Annotated in this window: 19 protein-coding genes; 13 read left to right on the plus strand and 6 right to left on the minus strand. The window is 63.1% G+C overall.

Annotated elements, in window-relative coordinates; translation table 11 throughout:
- Positions 1 to 17 precede the first annotated feature (17 nt).
- Positions 18 to 1,688 carry a GGDEF domain-containing response regulator gene (locus AD659_RS02575; protein ID WP_053118077.1) on the minus strand — a complete coding sequence of 557 codons (1,671 nt, stop codon included), beginning with the start codon at positions 1,686 to 1,688 and terminating at the stop codon, positions 18 to 20.
- A gap of 284 nt (positions 1,689 to 1,972) precedes the next feature.
- Between AD659_RS02575 and AD659_RS02580 the strand changes: the two genes are divergently transcribed.
- The 6 genes from AD659_RS02580 (at position 1,973) to AD659_RS02605 (ending at position 8,768) form a co-directional block, all read left to right on the plus strand.
- Complete coding sequence (locus AD659_RS02580) at positions 1,973 to 3,040, plus strand: DUF2333 family protein (RefSeq protein WP_053118079.1); 1,068 nt, start codon at positions 1,973 to 1,975, stop codon at positions 3,038 to 3,040.
- 3 nt (positions 3,041 to 3,043) lie between these two features.
- Complete coding sequence (locus AD659_RS02585; protein ID WP_053118081.1) at positions 3,044 to 3,601, plus strand: NUDIX hydrolase; 558 nt, start codon at positions 3,044 to 3,046, stop codon at positions 3,599 to 3,601.
- Positions 3,602 to 3,770: 169 nt separating this feature from the next.
- Positions 3,771 to 4,142, plus strand: a complete 372-nt coding sequence (locus tag AD659_RS02590; RefSeq protein WP_053118082.1) for a translation initiation factor Sui1 — start codon at positions 3,771 to 3,773, stop codon at positions 4,140 to 4,142.
- A 211-nt stretch (positions 4,143 to 4,353) separates the two neighbouring features.
- Positions 4,354 to 6,267: an arginine decarboxylase gene (gene speA / locus AD659_RS02595; RefSeq protein WP_053118084.1), complete on the plus strand. Its 1,914-nt coding sequence runs from the start codon at positions 4,354 to 4,356 to the stop codon at positions 6,265 to 6,267.
- A gap of 396 nt (positions 6,268 to 6,663) precedes the next feature.
- On the plus strand, positions 6,664 to 7,971 hold the full coding sequence (locus AD659_RS02600) for a type VI secretion system Vgr family protein (RefSeq protein WP_053118086.1): 1,308 nt from the start codon (positions 6,664 to 6,666) through the stop codon (positions 7,969 to 7,971).
- Positions 7,968 to 8,768, plus strand: coding sequence for a DUF4123 domain-containing protein (locus AD659_RS02605; protein ID WP_053118088.1), 801 nt, complete (start codon positions 7,968 to 7,970; stop codon positions 8,766 to 8,768). Before AD659_RS02600 ends, AD659_RS02605 begins: the two co-directional genes overlap by 4 nt.
- Before the next feature lie 3 nt (positions 8,769 to 8,771).
- Here the strand turns inward: AD659_RS02605 and AD659_RS02610 are convergent, their stop codons facing one another.
- Positions 8,772 to 10,121, minus strand: coding sequence for an MATE family efflux transporter (locus AD659_RS02610; protein ID WP_053118091.1), 1,350 nt, complete (start codon positions 10,119 to 10,121; stop codon positions 8,772 to 8,774).
- A 198-nt stretch (positions 10,122 to 10,319) separates the two neighbouring features.
- The gene (locus AD659_RS02615; RefSeq protein ID WP_018607618.1) at positions 10,320 to 10,613 is read right to left on the minus strand and encodes a hypothetical protein; all 294 of its coding nucleotides are present in this window, start codon (positions 10,611 to 10,613) and stop codon (positions 10,320 to 10,322) included.
- A 164-nt stretch (positions 10,614 to 10,777) separates the two neighbouring features.
- Here AD659_RS02615 and AD659_RS02620 point away from each other — a divergent pair, with 164 nt between their 5' ends.
- Genes AD659_RS02620 through AD659_RS02635 form a run of 4 tightly spaced genes read left to right on the plus strand, consistent with a single transcriptional unit; the run spans position 10,778 to position 13,037 of the window.
- Positions 10,778 to 11,083, plus strand: a complete 306-nt coding sequence (locus AD659_RS02620) for a MazG-like family protein (RefSeq protein WP_053118093.1) — start codon at positions 10,778 to 10,780, stop codon at positions 11,081 to 11,083.
- Entirely contained in the window at positions 11,080 to 11,829 is a 750-nt protein-coding gene (locus tag AD659_RS02625) for a methyltransferase (RefSeq protein ID WP_053118095.1), read from the plus strand. Before AD659_RS02620 ends, AD659_RS02625 begins: the two co-directional genes overlap by 4 nt.
- A gap of 12 nt (positions 11,830 to 11,841) precedes the next feature.
- Positions 11,842 to 12,459 carry a DUF4136 domain-containing protein gene (locus tag AD659_RS02630; RefSeq protein ID WP_053118097.1) on the plus strand — a complete coding sequence of 206 codons (618 nt, stop codon included), beginning with the start codon at positions 11,842 to 11,844 and terminating at the stop codon, positions 12,457 to 12,459.
- A 20-nt stretch (positions 12,460 to 12,479) separates the two neighbouring features.
- Positions 12,480 to 13,037: a DUF4136 domain-containing protein gene (locus AD659_RS02635; RefSeq protein ID WP_053118099.1), complete on the plus strand. Its 558-nt coding sequence runs from the start codon at positions 12,480 to 12,482 to the stop codon at positions 13,035 to 13,037.
- A gap of 94 nt (positions 13,038 to 13,131) precedes the next feature.
- On the opposite strand, the gene AD659_RS02640 is transcribed toward AD659_RS02635, so the two are convergent.
- Positions 13,132 to 13,986 (minus strand): MaoC family dehydratase, encoded by an 855-nt coding sequence (locus tag AD659_RS02640; protein ID WP_053118101.1) that lies wholly within the window; start codon positions 13,984 to 13,986, stop codon positions 13,132 to 13,134.
- A 2-nt stretch (positions 13,987 to 13,988) separates the two neighbouring features.
- The gene (locus AD659_RS02645) at positions 13,989 to 15,341 is read right to left on the minus strand and encodes a 3-oxoacyl-ACP reductase (protein WP_053118103.1); all 1,353 of its coding nucleotides are present in this window, start codon (positions 15,339 to 15,341) and stop codon (positions 13,989 to 13,991) included.
- A 267-nt stretch (positions 15,342 to 15,608) separates the two neighbouring features.
- On the opposite strand from AD659_RS02645, the gene AD659_RS02650 reads away from it, so the two are divergent.
- Positions 15,609 to 16,886: an acetyl-CoA C-acetyltransferase gene (locus tag AD659_RS02650; RefSeq protein WP_053118105.1), complete on the plus strand. Its 1,278-nt coding sequence runs from the start codon at positions 15,609 to 15,611 to the stop codon at positions 16,884 to 16,886.
- On the opposite strand, the gene AD659_RS02655 is transcribed toward AD659_RS02650, so the two are convergent.
- A complete protein-coding gene (locus AD659_RS02655; protein WP_053118107.1) occupies positions 16,873 to 17,901 on the minus strand; it encodes a bile acid:sodium symporter family protein in 1,029 nt (342 codons plus the stop codon). The genes AD659_RS02650 and AD659_RS02655 overlap by 14 nt on opposite strands.
- Positions 17,902 to 17,980: 79 nt before the next feature.
- On the opposite strand from AD659_RS02655, the gene AD659_RS02660 reads away from it, so the two are divergent.
- A complete protein-coding gene (locus AD659_RS02660; protein WP_053118109.1) occupies positions 17,981 to 18,772 on the plus strand; it encodes an AraC family transcriptional regulator in 792 nt (263 codons plus the stop codon).
- Positions 18,773 to 19,011: 239 nt separating this feature from the next.
- Positions 19,012 to 19,905 (plus strand): PA4780 family RIO1-like protein kinase, encoded by an 894-nt coding sequence (locus tag AD659_RS02665; protein ID WP_014336406.1) that lies wholly within the window; start codon positions 19,012 to 19,014, stop codon positions 19,903 to 19,905.
- Positions 19,906 to 20,123 lie beyond the last annotated feature (218 nt).

The raw sequence follows: 20,123 nt of genomic DNA on the forward strand, positions 1-20,123 counted from the left end.
AATTTATTGCGCTTGAGTTACAGGTTTATGACCGAGTCAGTGGATTCCGATGAAAAAGTGGCACTTTGCTTTGATTGTCGGGCGCTCTGTACCCGGTTGCGTCCGGCGTGCTTGGCGCGGTACAGCGCTTCGTCCGCCTGGCTGGCCATCATCAGGCTGTCGGAGTCATCGCTCATCTCCACCACGCCAGCGCTGAAGGTGCACCACAAATCATGGGGCTGGGCCGGGTAGTGGATTTCGGCAAAGCGCTGGCGAATTTCATCCAGCACCTTGCAGGCGGCGTCGATGTCGGTGTCGGGCATGACGATGGCGAACTCTTCGCCGCCGTAACGGCCGATGAAGTCGGTCTTGCGCAGGCGCTGCTTGAGAAACAGCGCCAGGCTCTTGATCACCCGGTCGCCCATGGGGTGGCCGTGGCTGTCATTGACCCGTTTGAAGTGGTCGATGTCGAGCATGGCGAAGCTCAGGGGCTTGCCTTCGCGACGGGCGCGAAAGCTGCAATCCTCGAGCAGTTGCAGGATGTGGGTGTGGTTGTACAGGCCGGTGAGGCTGTCGCGCACCATCCGCGCCTTGAGGTTGCGCGCCCGCGCGGCACGGTTGCGCACGGTGGTGATCAGGTGCCGGGGCTTGATCGGTTTGGTCAGGAAGTCGTCGCCACCTTCGCTCATGGCGTCGAGCTGCTTGTCCAGGTCGTCTTCGGCGGACAGGTAGATGATCGGCACGCTGACGTAGCGGTCATTGTGGCGGATCACCTTGGCCAGTTCCGTGCCGGTGCAGGCTGGCATGTACATGTCGAGGATGATCAGGTCGGGCTGGAAGTCCGCCAGCTCGGCCATGGCCTGGATCGGCTCGATCAGCGTGCGGGTGATGATGCCGGCGCTGTTGAGCAGGCGCTCGGTGTGCAAGGCCTGGGCGCGGGAGTCATCGATGATCAGCACTTTGTAGGGGTCGTACTGGGCGACGCAGGTCAGCACCTCGATCTTTTCCAGCAGGCTCGACGCTTCGAGGGTGCCGGTGAGAAATTCCTGTCCACCGGCGCGCACTGCGGCCAGGCGTGTCGGCGTGTCGGTTTCCAGCAAGCTGAAAAACAGCAGTGGCAACGGTTGTTCCAGGCCTTCCTGGGCTTCGGCAGCCAGTTTCAGCCCCGTGCCAGGCCCGCTGAAGTCCACATCCATGACAATCGCCGCCGGCAGGCGCTCGACCATCGAGGCCCGGAATGCCGCGACATTGTCCAGCGCCTGGGCGCTGAGGCCGAAGAACTCCAGTTGCTTGGCCAGGCGTTCGGCGCGGTCATGGTCCTGCAGCATCACGTAGATGGGTTTGCGCAGCGGTGGCAGGAAGGTTTGTTCGAGCTGGTCGCCGTGGCGCAGGCCGGTACGAGACAGGCGCTGCATCAGGCGGTTGATTTCGGTGATCAGGTGGCTGCTCAAGCGTCCGCGATTGGCGTCCACCGCTTGCAGCGACTGGCTGATGCCGTGGGCCAGTTGGGAATGCTCGGGCTGTTCGAAGCGCTCGGCAAAGCGCAGCAGGCGCAGATTGGCTTCGCTGAGCTCCGACAGGTCGGTGCTTGACCACTCGCTGCGTTGCAGGCGCTGCCAAATCTCCAGGATCTGGCGAGCCTGATGAATTACCCGCTGGGCAAAGTGGTGCTTGAGGCGCTCACGGCTGGGGTCTTCTGGCTCGGTCATATCCTGACTACTAGTTAGGGTGCATGCTGAGATCGACTGGTGGCTCTATGCTAGCACCTCTTTTCCTTCGCATGAGTGTCATACGTCAATATTCTGTCCAGTCGCTCAATTCAGTTTGTGACTGGACAGTCTCGTAGGCCGATGGCAACGCTTCCTTTATAGTGCTGTTCGATTGCCCTGTCGCGCCCGGCATGATTGGCGCCGCATTATCGCGTTTCAAATCAGGCACGATGGCGTAGGGTTGTGGTCGAACCGAGAACTCAAGTGATTGAAGGAACATCGCCATGCTGGACTGGAAAAACCGCGCGGGCAGCGCGCCTGAACGCGCCGCCGAGCCGAAATCGGCCACCCGCAGCTACCTGGGTGGGCTTTTTTTCAGCCGCGCACTGGCCACGCTGATCGGCCTTTACCTGCTAGTGACCATTGCCCTCGGCTGGTACTGGAGCCAGGAGCCCGCGTTGTTCCCCGTGCAGCAGAATGCCCAGGCCGCGGCTGAGAAGGATGGCCGGCAAATGGTGGTGGGCTACACCACGGTCGAGACGCTCAAGACCGTGGCCGGGACCCTGCTGACCAAGCAGGGCGGCTACATTTCCAACGACCGCTTCCCGCCAGGCCTGTGGATGGACAACATGCCGAGTTGGGAATACGGCGTGCTGGTGCAGGTCCGTGACCTGAGCCGCGCCCTGCGCAAGGACTTCGCCCGTTCCCAGTCCCAGTCCGCCGAAGACGCCGACCTGGCCAAGGCCGAGCCGCGCTTCAACTTCGACAACCGCAGTTGGGTGCTGCCCTCCAGCGAATCCGAATACCAGGAAGGCATCAACTCCCTGAGCCGCTATCAGGCGCGCCTGTCCGACCCGAACCAGAAAAGCGCGCTGTTCTATGCCCGCGCCGACAACCTGAACAACTGGCTGGGGGATGTCGGCACGCGCCTGGGTTCGTTGTCCCAGCGCCTGTCGGCCAGCGTTGGCCGGGTCAAGCTCAACACCTCGCTGAAAACCGAAGTCCCGGCCCCGGGCCAGGTGCCGCAGGTGGACGAAGAGGTGGTCGAGACCCCGTGGCTGCAGATCGACAACGTGTTCTATGAAGCCCGCGGCCAGGCCTGGGCGCTGTCGCACCTGCTGCGTGCCATCGAAGTGGATTTCGCCGATGTGCTGGCGAAAAAGAACGCCACGGTCAGCGTGCGGCAGATCATTCGTGAACTGGAAGCCTCCCAGGAGCCGGTCTGGAGCCCGATGATCCTCAACGGCAGCGGCTTCGGTGTGTTGGCGAACCACTCGCTGGTCATGGCCAACTACATTTCCCGGGCCAACGCAGCGGTCATCGACTTGCGGCAGTTGCTGAACCAGGGCTGATCCATGAGCGAAAGCCCCCGGGAGGTCGCTCACCGAGTGGCCTCGGATGCCGAGCTGATCGCATGGGTCGACGAGCACGACAATCTGCTCGGCAGCCTGGTGCGTTCGGAGTTGCGCGAGCGCGGCCTGATCGGGCGCGGCACCTACATCATGCTGTTCAACTCGGCCGGTGAACTGTGCGTTCACCGGCGCACCCTGAGCAAGGCCATCTACCCGGGTTTCTGGGATGTGGCGGCGGGCGGCATGGTCCAGGCCGACGAGACCTACGCCGAGTCGGCCGCCCGTGAGCTGGCGGAAGAACTGGGCGTGAGCGGCGTGGAGCTGACCGCCCACGACCATTTTTATTTCGAAGACCCGGGCAGTCGCCTGTGGTGTTCGGCGTTCTCGGCGGTGTGGGACGGCCCGTTGGTCCTGCAACCCGAAGAAGTCCTCGAAGCGCGCTTCCTGCCCCTCGAACAGGTGCTCGATGAAATCCAGCGCATGCCTTACTGCCCGGACTCCCTGGCGGCGCTCGAACGCTATTTGCGCGTTCATGGCGGCGGCGTCGCAAAGAAGCTATAAATTGGCGCTGATTGGCCCTTAGCAAGTCGGCTTTTTGCCGTTACACTGCGCGACTTTTCAAGCTGAGCCGTCTCTGCGGTCCAGTAGCGCTGCCCCTGCCTGAGTGGGGTTTCGCGGTCGAGGCACGTTCACCCCTCGACCAGTCTTTGTCCTCCCAAGAGGATTGCCGGTGGCCAAAAAAGCCGCATCCTTCGCCGCCCTGGGCGGCCTGGTATTTTCTACCGACGCCGGTCGTCATTGCCCTGATTGCCGTCAACCGGTGGATGCCTGCATCTGCAAACAGACCGCCATCCCTGCCGGTGACGGCATTGCCCGTGTGCGCCGTGAAAGCAAAGGTCGCGGCGGCAAGACGGTGACCACGATCACCGGCGTGCCGTTGGCCGAAGACGCGCTCAAGGAATTGGCCACCACGTTGAAGAAACGCTGCGGCACCGGTGGTGCGTTGAAAGACGGCATCATCGAGATCCAGGGCGACCACGTCGAGCTGCTGCTGGCGGAACTGCTCAAGCACGGTTTCAAGGCGAAGAAATCCGGCGGCTAGCAGCTTCTGTGAAAACCACCCTCGGCTGGACCCGAACCCGATGTTCGAGGTCGCCCGCATGGTTTTCACAGAGTCTGTTCTGAACGGGTTTCTAAACTCATCGCTGGGAGCAGGGTCTACCTTGCTAACAGGCAATTCGTCATTTTCACTCTCTAGACTGCCCCAGCCTCCGACCGGATGGTGCATTTTGACTTCTTTATAGGGGACTTCGATGTCCGTACGACGCACACGCAAAGACGATGGCAGCCAATGGACAGTTGCGGACAGCCGCAGCGTTTACGGGATTCGCCATTGGGGGGCCGGGTATTTCGCGATCAATGAAGCCGGTCGCGTCGAAGTCCGTCCGAACGGTCCCGGCAGCTCGCCCATCGACCTGTACGAGCAAGTCGACCAGTTGCGCCAGAGCGGCCTCTCGCTGCCCTTGCTGGTGCGCTTCCCCGACATCCTGCAAGACCGTGTGCGCCAGCTCACCGGCGCGTTCGACAGCAACATCGCGCGCCTGGAATATCAGAGCAAGTACACCGCGCTCTACCCGATCAAGGTCAACCAGCAGGAAGCGGTGATCGAGAACATCATCGCCACCCAGAACGTCTCCATCGGCCTGGAAGCCGGTTCCAAGCCGGAGCTGCTGGCGGTGCTGGCCCTGGCGCCGAAAGGCGGGACCATCGTCTGCAACGGCTACAAGGACCGTGAATTCATTCGCCTGGCGCTGATGGGCCAGAAGCTCGGTCACAACGTCTTCATCGTCATCGAGAAAGAGTCCGAAGTCGGCCTGGTGATCGAAGAAGCCGCGGTGCTCAAGGTCAAGCCGCAGGTCGGCCTGCGCGTGCGCCTGTCGTCCCTGGCGTCGAGCAAGTGGGCCGATACCGGTGGCGAGAAGTCCAAGTTCGGCTTGTCGGCCGCACAATTGCTGTCGGTGGTCGAGCGCTTCCGCGCCGCCGGCCTGGACCAGGGCATCCGCCTGCTGCACTTCCACATGGGCTCGCAGATCGCCAACCTGGCGGACTACCAGCACGGATTCAAGGAAGCGATCCGTTACTACGGCGAGCTGCGCAACCTCGGCCTGCCGGTGGATCACATCGACGTCGGCGGTGGCCTCGGGGTGGACTACGACGGCACGCACTCGCGCAATGCCAGTTCGATCAACTACGACATGGACGATTACGCCGGTGTCGTGGTGGGCATGCTCAAGGAATTCTGCGATGCCCAGGGCCTGCCGCACCCGCACATCTTCTCGGAAAGCGGCCGCTCGCTGACTGCTCACCACGCGATGCTGGTGGTGCAGGTGACCGACGTCGAGAAACACAACGACGACGTGCCGGCGATCGACAACAAGCAGGAACTGCCGGAAACCGTGCAATGGCTGGTTGATCTATTGGGCCCAACCGACATCGAGATGGTCACCGAGACCTACTGGCGCGCCACGCACTACATGAGCGATGTGGCGGCCCAATATGCCGACGGCAAGCTGACCCTGGCGGAAAAAGCCTTGGCCGAGCAGTGCTACTTTGCCGTGTGCCGTCGCCTGCACAACTCGTTGAAGGCCCGCCAGCGTTCGCACCGCCAGGTGCTGGATGAGCTCAACGACAAGCTGGCCGACAAGTACATCTGCAACTTCTCGGTGTTCCAGAGCCTGCCGGACACCTGGGCCATCGGCCAGGTGCTGCCGATCCTGCCGCTGCATCGCCTGGACGAAGAGCCGCTGCGCCGCGCCGTGCTGCAAGACCTGACCTGCGACTCCGACGGCAAGATCAAGCAATACGTCGACGAGCAGAGCATCGAGACCAGCCTGCCGGTTCACGCGCTCAATCCGGGGGAAGACTACCTGCTGGGCATCTTCCTGGTGGGCGCCTACCAGGAAATCCTCGGTGACATGCACAACCTGTTCGGTGACACCGACTCGGTGAACATCTACCAGAACGCCGACGGCAGCGTGTACCACGCCGGTATCGAGACCCACGACACCATCGAAGACATGCTGCGCTACGTGCACTTGTCGCCGGAAGAGTTGATGACGCACTACCGCGACAAGTGCGCCAGCGCCCGCATCAGCGCCGCCGAACGCACTCAGTTCCTCGATGCCTTGCGCTTGGGGCTGACGCGTTCGTCTTATCTGTCTTCCTGATAGAGAAAGCGCCAACAGCCGTTCCCTCAAGGTTGGCGCGATTCACTGTGGCGAGGGAGCTTGCTCCCGCTGGGCTGCGCAGCGGACCCATTTTTGTGGCTGCTTCGCCCCCAAGCGGGAGCAAGCTCCCTCGCCACAGGATGGCATCAGCTCCACCTCTTGGCTGATTAACAATGCCCGCCGGGGCTGTCAGAAAATACACCGCACATTGCGGGTTTTTTCGGAGAGTCTCGGAGGGCATTTTTGTTTATGCCACGGCTATTTCTTCACACCGGTGTATTTAATCGGTGATGTCCTTATTTCGTGTAGTCCCTTTCCTAACCTGTACTTCGCCCCTCTACGCGGCCATGACGGTCGGCGAGAATCCCCGGCCGCCCCTCCTGTAGAGAAACGCCGATGTCCGATCCAGCCCGCGAACCAGCATTTCGTCTGGAGATAGCCGGTCTGCCCGAGCCCGTTGACGTCGTGGCCTTCACGGGTAGCGAAGCCATTAGCGAACCCTTTGTCTATGAAGTTGAACTCCGGTTGCACGATGCAAGCCTCGACCTGGCGGGCTTGCTGTACCGCAGCGTCTGGTTGAGTTTCGGAGCCCCGGGACGGGGCATCCATGGGCAGCTCCATGAGCTGGTCCAGCACCGGCATGGCGCCGGTTGCCGGGTGCGCATCGGGCCCAGGCTGGCCTGTCTGGCGCAGCGCTTCAGCCAGCGGGTGTTCAGCGCCCGCTCGGTGCCGCAGATCATTCGCCAGGTACTCAAGGCCCATGGCATCAGCGGTCGCAGCTTGTGCCTGGACCTGAGTGGCGATTATCCACCGCAGGATTTCTGCACCCAGTATCGGGAATCGGACCTGCGGTTTCTCCAGCGCGTGTGCGCCCAGGCGGGCATCCACTTTCATTTCGAACACGCCCGGGATGGGCATTGCCTGGTGTTCGCTGACAACCCGCACAGCTTTCCCCCCGCCGGTAAGGCGGTCTATGAGGACGACGGGCCGACTGCCGCGGTGCGGACCTTCAGCGTGCAAACCGATGTGTCGGGGCAGCAGGTCGCCCAGGGGCGCAGCGATCTGACGAACCTGCAGGGGGGCCAGGTGTTGACGTTGACGGCCCATCCGTTTGCCGGCTGGAACCGGCGCTGGCTGTTGACGAAGGTCGAGCATCGCGCCCAGGCGGGTGTGTATGGCAATCATTTCAAGGCCATTCCTCGGGGCGTGCTGTTCGTGCCGGACAACATCCCGGCCAAGCCACGCATGGTGAGCCGGCAACGCGGCTGGGTCGTGGCCGTGGATGAGCCGCCGGAACTGGGGGCGGGGCGCGTGGCGGTGGAGTTTGACTGGGTCTATCAGGGCGAAGGTTCCAGCCCCAGTCATTGCTGGTTGCCTTTGGCGCCTGAGCTGGCGGCTGGCGGAGCGGGCGCGCTGGGTGACGGGACCGAGGTGCTGGTGAGCTTTATCGAAGGCGATCCGGATCGGCCGTTGATCAGTGCATTTCTCAGCGAGCCAGCCTCGGCCGAGATCGCCGATGAGTCATCCCCAGGCGAAACACGCGAGTCGTCGGTGGTCGATCCGGTGCTGTTGTCGGCGATACGGGAGGCCGAGCCACTGGTGTTGTTGTGCTTGTTGCCCGAGGGCGGGTCTTTCAGCCCCTGCGCCCAACCCCTGTGCACCTGCCGCATGCTCATGGGGCGCGGCGCGGGCGTTGCTCGATGAGCGCCGTGGTCGTGCCTGGATCGACGCCACAGTGGTTGCTGCTCGACGGACCGAGTGCGCCTGAGGCGGCGCAGCGGGTGCACGCGCAGTTCGCCGACGCCCAGTGCTTTGCCCTGTTCGAAGGCACCGAGTTGCATGGGCTTCGCGAGCACGGTCCGCTGTTGGTGGATCTGCGCCAATCGCCTGCGTTGGCCAGCCTTTGTCACCTGGACCCGCGCGCCTGGCCGGGGCTGTTGTTGGTCAGTCCAAAGCCTGCCGTGCAACTGCTGGCGCATCTGCGGCGCATGCTGACGGTGACGCTGGGCCTGCACCACAAAGCCTTGTTGAACTACTACAACCCGCACACCGCCAGCTACTTCTTCGACGGTTGCGATTCCCATGAGCTCAGTTGCTGGCTGGGGCCGATCAGCCTGTTGCGCTGGTTTGGTGGCACATGGGCCGACCGGGCGATCGGCAGCCAAGGCTGGCAACAACTGTCCAACCCCGGATTGTCGGTGGCGGCGCTGGAAAAGGAGCACGGCCTCAGCGACCGACAGCAGGGCCAGTTGCAGCGATGCCTGCTGGAACGTCACGCGTGGCAATGGTCCCTTTCCACCGGGCGCGATTACCGTCGGCTCTGGGAAGATTTGCAGCAGGGGCTGGCGCTGGGGTTTACCGAGCGGACGGTGCTCGATGACTGGCTGTGGCTGCGCCTGCAATACCCCGATGCCCGGCCCATGCCAGGGCCGGAGGGTGGTGGTTCGCAGCGCGAGCGACTCGATCGCCTGCGGCGGCGCTGGCAGGGCCGTCAAGGGTGAAGGTTATTGCGTCGGCGCGCCGAGCCAACGGTCGTGCCGCTGCAAGCGCCAGGCAAACGCACCGAGGGTCAGGCTGCGCAGGGCCATGAACAGCAGGAAGCTGATCCACAGTCCATGGTTGCCCAAACCCAGAAGCATCCAGGCGATTGGCGCCACCAGCAGCAGGGTCAAGACCATGCCGTTGCGCATTTCCCGGGCGCGGGTGGCGCCGATGAACAGGCCGTCGAGCAAGTAGCTCCAGACCGCGATCAGCGGCAACGTCGCGAGATAAGGCAGGTAGCCGTAGGCGGTGGCGCGCACGTCAGGGATGTCGGTTTGCATGTCGATGAACAAGTGGCCGGCGAGCAGGAACAGCAGGGCAAAACCGAGGCTGGCGATCAGCGACCAACCGCCGGCCACCACCAGTGAGCGGCGCAGGGCCAGGCGGTCGCGAGCGCCGATGGCATGGCCACACAGCGCTTCCACGGCGTGGGCCAGGCCGTCCAGGGCATGGGCGGTCAACAGCAGGCCGTTGAGCAGCAAGGCATTGGCCGCCACGGTCGCGTCTCCCAGGCGTGCGCCTTGCACTGTGATCAGGAAGAACACCGCTTGCAGTGCCAGGCTGCGAATGAAAATGTCCCGGTTCACCGCCAGCAGCGGACGCCAGTTCCGCCACACGCCCAGGGCCGTCCAGGCAATTTGTCCGGGCCAGGCCCGCAGTGTCTTGTGAGCCAGTGCCAGGCCGACCAGCGCACCGGTCCACTCGGCAATCACCGACGCTCGGGCCGAACCGGTCACGCCCCAGTCCAGGCCGATCACGAACCACAGGTTCAGGGCGATGTTGACCAGGTTGGTCACCAGCAGGATCGCCAACGGCGCCCGGGCATTCTGGGCGCCGAGGAACCAGCCCACCAGCGCATAGCTGGCCAGCGCCGCCGGCAAGCCGAAGAGTCGGGTGTGGAAGAAGTCGCGGGTCAACTGGTTGAGCTCGGCGGACGGCTGCATGAAGTGCAACGCCACGTCGCTCAACGGCACGCCGACGGCACCGAGCAGCACCGCCAGCCCCATCGCCAACAGCAGGCCTTGCAGCAACACTTGCCGCAACGCCGCGCCGTCGCCACGCCCGGCGGCCTGGGCGGCGAACCCGGTGGTGCCCATGCGCAGGAAACCCATGGCCCAGGCCAGCACCGTATACAAACTCGCCCCGACCGCCACCGCGCCCAACTGATGGGCATGGGGCAGATGGCCGATGACCGTGCTGTCCACCAGCGCCACCAGCGGCACGGAAATGTTCGAGAGAATCATCGGCGCAGCCAGCGCCCAGACCCGGCGATGAGTCAGGCGGTCGCGCCAGTCGGTGATCAGGTTGGACATGCGGGCTCCTTGATGGAGCGCGATTGTAGCGGGTTCTCGCCTGGTCGTTCTGTGCGTAAGTCGGAGCCATTGTGGCGAGGGAGCTTGCTCCCGCTGGGTCGCGTAGCGGCCCTGTTTTTTGGGAGGCCTGCTGCGCAGTCCAGCGGGAGCAAGCTCCCTCGCCACAAGGTGGTGTTCTGCTTGGGATCGGTGAGGGCTTTAGTGAATGATCCAGCTCAACAACCACAACCCCAGCACCAGCCAGATGATGCCCATGACAATCGAGGCCCGCATGAAGGCGCGGATGGCCGAGTACAGCAGCATCAGCCCGAGGATCAGCGCGATGATGCTGATGATCGACGTGTCCATGCCCAGGGTGCGTGACAGCCCATCGACGAAGTTGCCGCCGGCGTTGGCCAGGGTGTTGAAGAGGCCGCTGAGCAGGTCGACGATGAACCGGATCACCGAACCGAGCGCCTGGCCGAGCCATTCGAAAAAGCTTTCTGCCTGCATATGTGCATCCTGATGGGAGGGAATCTGCGTTGAGCCGTTGGCTCCTGATTGTAGGAGCTGTGGCGGCCGAGTTGGTTCGATTATGGGGCAAACCGCCGCTTCGTATCGAGGCTCTTGCCTTCCCCGGTCATCCCCCTGAAGCTATGCGCATTCAGGAGAACCCGATGAACCTTGTTGAACTGACCGAACGCCTGCATGCCATTCGTGATCGTAACGATTGGCGGCAATTCCACAGCCCGAAAAACCTCGCCATGGCCGCCAGTGTGGAAATGGCCGAGCTGGTAGAGATTTTTCAATGGCTGACCGAGGACCAGTCCCGCCAGTTGCCGGCGGAGAAATTGGCCCACGCCGGGCAGGAAGTCGGTGACATCGTGTTGTACCTGTTGCTGCTGTGCAGCGAGTTGGGCCTGGACATGGACGCGGTGGTGCGCAGCAAGCTGGCCGACAGCGAACGGCGGTTCGGCCAATGAGCGACCGTCATTTCGATCAGCTCGCCACGCGTTTCGCGGAGAAAATCTACGGCGGGGCCAAGGGCGCGATCCGCCTGGCAGTGCTTCAGGCCGATTTGCTGGAAAGCTTGCCGCAACGCCCGTTGCGTGTGCTGGACATCGGCGCTGGCCTGGGCCACATGTCGTTGTGGCTGGCCGAGCACGGCCACCAAGTGACCCTGGCCGAGCCGGCCGAGCCCATGCTTGACGGTGCCCGCCAGCGTTTTGCCGAGGCCGGCCAGCCGGCCACGTTCATCCAGGCGCCGTGGCAGGACCTGCTCGGCCAACTGACCGAGCCTTACGACTTGGTATTGTGTCACGCGGTGCTGGAGTGGCTGGCCGAGCCCCACGCGATCCTGCCGGTGCTGCATCAACTGACGGCGCCTGGCGGTTGGCTGTCCCTGGCGTTCTACAACCGCGACGCATTGGTCTATCGCAATCTGCTCAAGGGGCATTTCCGCAAGTTGCGCAAAAACGACATGGCCGGTGAAAAACAGAGCCTGACGCCGCAACAACCCCTTGATCCGCGCGAATTGGCGGCGCAACTTGAAGGCCTGTGGCAGGTCGAAAGCCAGAGTGGCGTGCGGGTTTTCCATGACTACATGCCGGTGGAGTTCCAGGGCCGAGTGGAGCTTGCGCAGTTGCTGGAAATGGAACTGGCCCACCGTCGCCATCCGGCGTTTGCCGGGCTGGGACGTTATCTGCACTGGATCTGCCGTCCGGTGTAAGCGGAGCGCGAAATGAAAGTTCGTTCAGGGTTGTTGGTGCTGTGCCTGGGACTGGTGGCCTGCCAGGGCAGCAACCCCTATGTCGCCACCTCCAATCCGCTGCCGCCGGCGCCGCCCGAGGCCGCCTCGGTATTCGACCGTAGCGCCTACCCTGCGCCGCCCCGTGACTACGGACGCTATCGCAGTTGGGCCTGGCGCGACGGACGCCTGCCATCGGGTACTGCCTGGGCGGACTCGGCCCAGGTGGCCGAAGCGGTGAGCAATGCCCTTGACCAACGTGGCCTGCGGCCGCTGCATGACAACCGGCCCGCCGACCTGTTCGTCAGCGCCGACCTGCGCCTGGAGACCCGCGTGCGTCAGGTTCGGGACGATTATGATGCCGGTTACTACGGCGGCTATAACCGTTATGACCGCTACGGTCCGGGTTATGGCATGTACCATCCGGTGCCGATGGTGCGCACGTATCAGGAACAAGTCGTGGTGGTTCGGGTGGACCTGTTCGATGCCCGCACCGGTCAGCCGGTGTGGAGCGCCAGCGCCGAGACCGGCCAGCGGGGCAGCCAGACCGAGCGCACCGATGCCATTCGCGAAGCGGTGGAAAAAGCCATGTCGGCGTATCCCCCAAGTTGATTACGCAACGGAGAAAAACCATGTTTCGCCGTCTTGCTCTACTGGCCTTCACCCTGTTGCTGGGGGCCTGTGCCGCAAACCAAGTCAATCATGACTTCGACACGAGCCGTGATTTCGCGGCGTATCGCAGTTGGAGCTGGAAAGACCCGGCGCTGCAATATCGCCCCGATGACCCGCGCATCAAGAGCGACCTGACCGAACAGCGGATCCGCCAGGCGGTGGCCGATCAACTCGACCAGCGTGGCCTGCGCCCGGCTGCGGTGGGTGGGCGTGGCGATGTGCAGGTCCAGGCCTACTTGATTGTCGAGGACCGCCAGCAACAGGTCACCACCAACTACGGCGGCGGTTGGGGCGGCCCTTGGAATGGCTATTGGGGCGGGCCGATGTACAACGAAACCCGCAACATCAGCTACAAAGTCGCGACCGTGCAGATCGACCTGCTCGATGGCAAGGACGGCAAGCTGGTGTGGCGTGGCAGTGATGAACAACTGCTCAGCAACTCCCCCAATCCGACCGACCGCAACACGGCCGTGCGCGAGACGGTGGGGCGGATCCTGTCCAACTACCCGCCGCGCTGACCACGGCGCATTCAAGATGGATGCAAGCTGACCCACCGCTATCGCGAGCAGGCTCGCTCCCACAGGGGGAAGGGTATGGAGACCCTCATGGTGCTCAGGCCACCGGCCGCCACTCTCCTACCATATGCTCCAAACCTCCAGCCCCCACCAGTTGCAGTTGCCCGCTGGAGCCCGCCGCGCTGGCCAGCAGCGTCACCTCGCTGGGCAGGCGCACCGGCTTCTTGAAGGTGACATCGATCTCGATGTTGGCCTCGGGCAGGTGGTCATCCAGCGCCGCCAGGGTCCTGGCCTTGTTCCACAGGCCATGGGCGATGGCGGTGGGAAAGCCGAACAGCCGGGCACTGATACCGCTCAGGTGGATCGGGTTGTAGTCGCCGGAGACCTTGGCGTATTGCCGACCGATGTCAGCCGGTGCGGCCCAGCGCGCCACCTCAACCAATGGCAGGCTAGCCTGAATCGAGTCCTCCACGAGCGTCCCGTCAAGCTGGACACCCTTGCACAACATCTGGCTCCGGGCTTCCCACAGCGGCCCCAATTGATCATCGAGGCGGGTCACCAGGTCGAACACCGCGCCCTTGGGGTGGGCTTGCAGATTCTCGACATGGACGCTGGTCCGCACCTGGCCGACCCCGCCCATGGGCCGCAATACACGAATGCGGTTGCTCAGGTGGATCAACCCCAACAACGGAAAGGGAAAGTCCCGAGCCGTGAGCAATTGCATTTGCAGGGCGAACGCCAGGACGTGGGGATAGGTTGGCGGCAGCAGCCCGTTATCGGCGAAACCGCAGACCTTGCGATAAGCCGCCAGGCGTTGCGGGTCGACCTGAAGCACTTGGCGCAGGCCCGCCTCGGGCAAGGTCGTTCCGGTGACCTTGCGCCGTGTCGCCGCTTTTGAATACAGCCCGGACATCGATGGCGGGCTGCTGACTTCATGCCATTGGATCGTCATGGTCACGCTCCCAACAGGCTTTGTCCGCACACCCGCAAGGCCTGCCCGGTCACGGCGCCGGTGCCCGGTTGTGCGAGCCAGGCCACGGCTTCGGCGACGTCCTGGGGCAAACCGCCCTGGCCGAGGGAACTCATGCGCCGCCCGGCCTCGCGCAAGGCGAAGGGGATTTCGGCGGTCATGCGGGTTTCAATGAAGCCCGGCGCCACGGCGTTGATGCTGATGCCGCGTGTTTGCAAGAGCGGTGCCCAAGCCTGGGCCAGGCCGATCAGCCCGGCCTTGCTCGCCGCATAGTTGGTCTGCCCACGGTTGCCGGCAATGCCGCTGATGGACGCCAGCAGAACGACCCGGCCATTGTCGCGCAGGGTGCCGCTGTCGAGCAGCGCCTTGGTCAGCACTTGCGGGGCGTTGAGGTTGACGGCCAGCACGGCGTCCCAGAATTCCGGGGTCATGTTGGCTAGCGTCTTGTCCCGAGTGATGCCGGCGTTGTGCACCACGATGTCGACGCCGTCGGGCAGGTGCTCGATCAACTGGGCGGCCGCATCGTCGGCGCAGATATCCAGCGTGACGCTGCGTCCGCTCAAGCGTGCCGCCAGGGCGTCGAGGTCGGTCTTGGCCTGGGGGACGTCCAGCAGGATCACGTCGGCACCATCGCGGGCCAGGGTCTCGGCGATGGACGCGCCGATCCCGCGGGCCGCACCAGTGACCAGCGCCTTGAGCCCCGTGAGCGGTCGGGTCCAGTCTTGCACCTGGGTGTCACAGGCATTGAGGCGAATGACCTGCCCGGAAATGAAAGCACTCTTGGGCGACAGGAAAAATCGCAGCGCACCTTCCAACTGGGCTTCGGCGCCGTCGCCGACGTACAACAGTTGCAGCGTTGCGCCGTGGCGCAGCTCTTTGGCCAGGGAGCGGCTGAAACCCTCCAGCGCCCGCTGGGCGCTGGCGGCGAACGGGTCTGCGAGGTTTTCCGGGGCGCGACCCAGGATGACGAGATGGGCGCCGTGGTCGAGGTTCTTCATCAGCGGCTGGAAAAATTCCCGCAACTGCTTGAGCTGGTCGGCCTGCACCAGATGGCTGGCGTCGTACACCACGGCCTTGATTTTCGGGCCGTGGCCGGGGATCCACTCGGTGGCCAGGGTCGGTTCGCCGCCGTAGATGAAAATGCTGTCGGTCAGGCGCTTGGCAAACATGCCGATCTGTTCAGTCAACGGCCCACCGCCCAGCAGCAGTGCGCCTTCGATCGGCCGCAGCCGCCCGGCCTGCCAGCGTTCCAGGCGCACTGGCGAGGGCAAGCCGAGGGACCCGACCATACGCCGGCCGATGGGCGAATTGGCGAAGTCGATATAACGGTCAGACATGGAACACACTCCGGCTGATGAGGTTCCAAGTGTGGACCATGATTGGCAATCAGTCGTTCGATCGGCGAGATAAAGCCTAAGCTTGAGCGGGAGCGCTTTTTCCAGAGCTCCGGATCCCTGTGGGAGCGAGCTTGCTCGCGATGCAGACACCTCGTTTCTTCAGGGCGATCGCGTCATCGTTCATCGCGAGCAAGCTCGGCTCCCACAGGTGATCGGTTGAGTTTCATAAGGTGATGGGCACATTCAGACCTACACAGGGAGTTCTTCATGACACAGCTACGCCGCGTCGCGATCATCGGTGGTAACCGCATTCCCTTCGCCCGTTCCAACGGGCCCTATGCCACCGCCAGCAACCAGGCGATGTTGACGGCCGCCCTCGAGGGGTTGATCGAACGCTACAACCTGCATGGCTTGCACATCGGCGAAGTGGCCGCCGGTGCGGTGCTCAAGCACTCCCGGGATATGAACCTGACCCGTGAATGTGTGCTCGGTTCGCGGCTGTCGCCCACCACGCCGGCCTACGACGTACAACAGGCCTGCGGCACGGGCCTGGAAACGGTGCTGCTGGTAGCCAACAAGATCGCCCTGGGCCAGATCGACAGCGGCATTGCCGGCGGCGTCGACACCACGTCGGACGCGCCGATCGCCGTCAATGAGGGGCTGCGCAAGATCCTCCTGCAAGCCAATCGCGCCAAGACCACCGCAGATAAAATCAAGACCTTCCTGCAATTGCGCCCTCGACACCTGATGCCGGACCTGCCGCGCATCAACGAAGCGCGCACCGGCCTGAGCATGGGCGAGCACTGTGAGTTGATGGCCCAGACCTGGCAGATCCCCAGGGAGGCGCAGGACCAGTTGGCCCTGGAAAGCCATCAGAAAATGGCCGCGTCCTACGCCGAAGGTTGGCAGAACGATTTGATGACACCGTTTCTCGGCCTGACCCGGGACAACAACCTGCGCCCGGACCTGACCTTGGAAAAACTCGCCTCCCTCAAGCCGGCCTTCGAAAAAAGCGCCAAGGGCACGATGACCGCCGGCAACTCCACACCGCTGACCGATGGCGCCTCGTTGGTGCTGCTGGGCAGCGAAGAGTGGGCCAAGGCCCGAGGACTGCCGATCCTGGCGTACCTGCGCGACGGCGAAACGGCGGCGGTGGATTTCGTCAATGGCGCCGAAGGGCTGCTGATGGCCCCGGTCTACGCCGTGCCGCGATTGCTGGCGCGCAACGGCCTGACCTTGCAGGATTTCGATTACTACGAGATTCACGAAGCGTTCGCCGCCCAAGTGTTGTGCACGCTGAAGGCCTGGGAAGACCCGGACTACTGCAAGAGCCGCCTGGGCCTCGACGCGCCGCTGGGGTCCATCGACCGCAGTCGGCTGAACGTGAAGGGCAGTTCCCTGGCCGCCGGGCATCCGTTTGCCGCCACGGGCGGGCGCATTGTCGCCAACCTCGCCAAGTTGCTGGATGCCGCCGGGCGAGGTCGCGGGTTGATCTCCATCTGTGCCGCCGCCGGCCAGGGCGTAACGGCGATCATCGAGCGTTGACGAGGACGCCCTCCTGGCGGGACGCCAGTGCCTGGTGCTGGCTGGCGTAGCGCTCGGCCAGGATCGAGCAGACGATCAACTGCAGCGGATGGTAGATCATGATCGGCAGCAGAATCAGGCCCAGGCCCGGGTGGTTGCCGAAAATCAGTGCGGCCATCGGCACTCCGGCGGCGAGGGATTTCTTGCTGGCGCAGAACACCGCGGCGACTTCATCGGCACTGCTGAATTTCAGGGCGCGGGCGGTGCGGGTGGTCGCCCACAGGATGATTGCCAGCAGCACGGCGCTGCCAATCGCTGCGCTGAGCAACACGCCGTTGCCTTGCTGGCGCCAGATGCCGGACACCATCGAATTGCAGAACGCCGCATAGACCAGCAGCAGGATCACCAGCTTGTCGATGATGCTGGTGTAGCGTTTGTACCGCCCGAAAAAGCCGGCCAGCCAACGCCGCAGGAACTGCCCCAGTACCAGCGGCAGCAACAACATCAGGCACAGGTCGAGCAAGGTTGAACCCAGGTCGATGCCCCCGGCGCCGCTGCCGACGACGAAACTGACCAGCAACGGTGTCAGGAAAATCCCCAGTACGCTAGACAGGCTCGCGTTGAGAATCGCCGCCGGCACGTTACCTTTTGCACTGCCGGTCAGGGCCACCGAGGAAGAAATCGTCGAGGGCAGGGCGCAGAGGTAGAAGAACCCCAGCATCAGCAGCGCCGGCACATGGCTGCCCAATAGCCAGTTGCTGAGCAGCCAGAGCAACGGAAATACGCCAAAGGTGAACGCCTGCACCATCACGTGCAGCCGGATGTTCTTCAGGCCGTGGCGGATCTGTTCGCCGGAGAGGTTGACCCCGTGCAGGAAGAACACTACGAAGATGCCGATATTGACTACCCATTCGGCATGCATGGCGCCGCCCGTGGCACCGAAGGTTGGAAAGAAGTACGCCAGCAACGTGGCGAGCAACATGCCGCACAGGAACCAGTCGGTCACCAGGCGTTTGAGGTGTCTGAAGATCTGCATAGGGCACCGCAAGTTGTAAGAAAAGTCGACTTAGCCTAACGTCGTCCTCATCAGTCGTCTTGCGACATAAGGCCAATCAATGCCGCCTAACGGACACCAGCAGCTCGAACGACGCATTCCCGACCTGGCGCAATTGCCGAGGCCGCTTTACGCCCGTGTCGAAAGCTTGAACGCCGGTTCCTGGACCCAAGCCCATTGTCATGACTGGGTGCAGTTTTCCTACGCCATCAGCGGTGTTCTTGGCGTACACACCGCTGCGGGAAGTTTCTTTGCCCCGCCACAACGGGGCATCTGGATCCCGGCGGACCTGGAGCATCAGGTGGTGACTTCCACCCGGGCGGAAATGCGCAGCCTGTATGTCCATCGCCACGCCTGCCCCTGGGCCGACGAGCACTGTCGGGTGCTGGAAGTCACGCCATTGGCCCGTGAGTTGATCAAGGTGTTCTGTCAGTTTCCAGCCGATTACCCCCAGGGTGATACCTCGGAAGAACGGCTGGTGCAGGTGCTGTTGGACCAGTTGGCGACGCTGCCGGAGGTGGGATTCTCCCTGCCGCTGCCGCGACACGCCCGCCTGCTGGCGCTGTGCAACGAATTGATCGAACAGCCCGAGCAGAACGTCACTTTGCAAGCCTGGTCTGAGCGTCTGGGTACGTCGGAAAAAACCCTGATGCGTCTGTTCCAGCGCGAGACCGGCCTGAGCTTTCGGGCCTGGCGTCAGCGCATGCGCTTGTTGTCGTCCCTGGGGTCGTTGGAGAAAGGCGACAGCGTCACCAGCGCCGCGTTGTCCTGTGGGTATGATTCAACGTCGGCGTTCATTGCCGCGTTCAAAGGGATGTTCGGGTTTACCCCGGGGGAGTTGTTCAAGCATTGAGTCGCCGCACTGGCCTACGACGGCGGTAGACATGACTGTCAGCCTTTGTCGCAAATACCTGGGCATTCAGTTGCCAACGCCAGGTCCGGTCTCGGCTATGATTCGGCGCGGTCGATTAATCCGGCACATTGTGTGCATCACCGGTTCATAGGTCGGCAACCCCTCCCCGTGGAGGAAAGATTGCCGTATAACGACTGTCATTCGCGTGTTTGGTAATAAAGGACCCACAATAAAAGCTGATGAAGACTCCAAAACGCATTGAACCCCTGATCGAGGACGGTCTGGTCGACGAGGTGCTGCGCCCACTCATGAGTGGTAAAGAAGCAGCTGTTTATGTGGTGCGCTGCGGCAACGAGCTACGTTGCGCGAAGGTCTACAAGGAGGCGAACAAGCGAAGTTTTCGTCAGGCGGCCGAATACCAGGAGGGCCGCAAGGTCCGTAATAGCCGTCAGGCCCGGGCCATGGCCAAGGGCTCGAAGTTCGGGCGCAAGGAAACCGAGGACGCCTGGCAGAATGCCGAAGTGGCGGCCCTGTTCCGCCTGGCGAGCGCGGGTGTGCGCGTGCCCAAGCCGTACGACTTCCTTGAAGGCGTGTTGCTGATGGAACTGGTGGCCGACGAGTATGGCGATGCGGCGCCGCGCCTGAACGATGTGGTGCTGGAGCCGGACCAGGCCCGTGAATATCACGCCTATCTGATTTCCCAGATCGTGCTGATGCTGTGTACCGGTCTGGTGCATGGCGACCTGTCGGAGTTCAACGTCCTGCTCACGCCAACGGGGCCGGTGATCATCGACCTGCCGCAAGCGGTGGATGCCGCGGGTAACAACCATGCCTTCAGCATGCTGGAGCGGGACGTGGGCAACATGGCGTCCTACTTCGGCCGGTTTGCCCCGGAGCTCAAGCGCACCAAGTACGCGAAGGAAATGTGGGCGCTGTATGAAGCTGGGACCCTGCACCCGGCCAGCGTGTTGACCGGCGAGTTCGACGAACCGGAAGAACTGGCGGATGTCGGCGGGATCATGCGCGAGATCGAAGCCGCGCGCCTGGACGAGGAACGCCGCCAGGCCGTCCGCGCCGCCGACGATGCTCCACCGGGCAAGACCGAAGAACCACCGCCGCCGTGGATGCAATGATCGGTTGAACGGAAACCCGGCCGATGGCCGTAATGCTGTTCACTTGGAAAAAACGGCGCTTCTTTCAGAAATGGAAAGGCGTCTTTTTTTTTGGCTTCGTTTTTTGAGGCTCAATTTGCCGGGGGGGATTTTTTTTGGTGTGTATATCCGTTTCTGCGGTAACGGCGGCTTATGGTTCCGCTCTTACAGCGGGTCACTTTTGAAGAGCGCAAAAGTAA

This window comes from Pseudomonas thivervalensis, from assembly GCF_001269655.1.
Classification (GTDB): Bacteria; Pseudomonadota; Gammaproteobacteria; order Pseudomonadales; family Pseudomonadaceae; genus Aquipseudomonas; species Aquipseudomonas thivervalensis.

What these genes read in the sequence shown, in the direction of transcription:
- AD659_RS02575 (WP_053118077.1), bottom strand. Translation starts at nt 1,688, where the DNA reads ATGACCGAGCCAGAAGACCCCAGCCGTGAGCGCCTCAAGCACCACTTT.
- AD659_RS02580 (WP_053118079.1), top strand. Translation starts at nt 1,973, where the DNA reads ATGCTGGACTGGAAAAACCGCGCGGGCAGCGCGCCTGAACGCGCCGCC.
- AD659_RS02585 (WP_053118081.1), top strand. Translation starts at nt 3,044, where the DNA reads ATGAGCGAAAGCCCCCGGGAGGTCGCTCACCGAGTGGCCTCGGATGCC.
- speA (WP_053118084.1), top strand. Translation starts at nt 4,354, where the DNA reads ATGTCCGTACGACGCACACGCAAAGACGATGGCAGCCAATGGACAGTT.
- AD659_RS02600 (WP_053118086.1), top strand. Translation starts at nt 6,664, where the DNA reads ATGTCCGATCCAGCCCGCGAACCAGCATTTCGTCTGGAGATAGCCGGT.
- AD659_RS02605 (WP_053118088.1), top strand. Translation starts at nt 7,968, where the DNA reads ATGAGCGCCGTGGTCGTGCCTGGATCGACGCCACAGTGGTTGCTGCTC.
- AD659_RS02610 (WP_053118091.1), bottom strand. Translation starts at nt 10,121, where the DNA reads ATGTCCAACCTGATCACCGACTGGCGCGACCGCCTGACTCATCGCCGG.
- AD659_RS02615 (WP_018607618.1), bottom strand. Translation starts at nt 10,613, where the DNA reads ATGCAGGCAGAAAGCTTTTTCGAATGGCTCGGCCAGGCGCTCGGTTCG.
- AD659_RS02620 (WP_053118093.1), top strand. Translation starts at nt 10,778, where the DNA reads ATGAACCTTGTTGAACTGACCGAACGCCTGCATGCCATTCGTGATCGT.
- AD659_RS02625 (WP_053118095.1), top strand. Translation starts at nt 11,080, where the DNA reads ATGAGCGACCGTCATTTCGATCAGCTCGCCACGCGTTTCGCGGAGAAA.
- AD659_RS02630 (WP_053118097.1), top strand. Translation starts at nt 11,842, where the DNA reads ATGAAAGTTCGTTCAGGGTTGTTGGTGCTGTGCCTGGGACTGGTGGCC.
- AD659_RS02635 (WP_053118099.1), top strand. Translation starts at nt 12,480, where the DNA reads ATGTTTCGCCGTCTTGCTCTACTGGCCTTCACCCTGTTGCTGGGGGCC.
- AD659_RS02640 (WP_053118101.1), bottom strand. Translation starts at nt 13,986, where the DNA reads ATGACGATCCAATGGCATGAAGTCAGCAGCCCGCCATCGATGTCCGGG.
- AD659_RS02645 (WP_053118103.1), bottom strand. Translation starts at nt 15,341, where the DNA reads ATGTCTGACCGTTATATCGACTTCGCCAATTCGCCCATCGGCCGGCGT.
- AD659_RS02650 (WP_053118105.1), top strand. Translation starts at nt 15,609, where the DNA reads ATGACACAGCTACGCCGCGTCGCGATCATCGGTGGTAACCGCATTCCC.
- AD659_RS02655 (WP_053118107.1), bottom strand. Translation starts at nt 17,901, where the DNA reads ATGCAGATCTTCAGACACCTCAAACGCCTGGTGACCGACTGGTTCCTG.
- AD659_RS02660 (WP_053118109.1), top strand. Translation starts at nt 17,981, where the DNA reads ATGCCGCCTAACGGACACCAGCAGCTCGAACGACGCATTCCCGACCTG.
- AD659_RS02665 (WP_014336406.1), top strand. Translation starts at nt 19,012, where the DNA reads ATGAAGACTCCAAAACGCATTGAACCCCTGATCGAGGACGGTCTGGTC.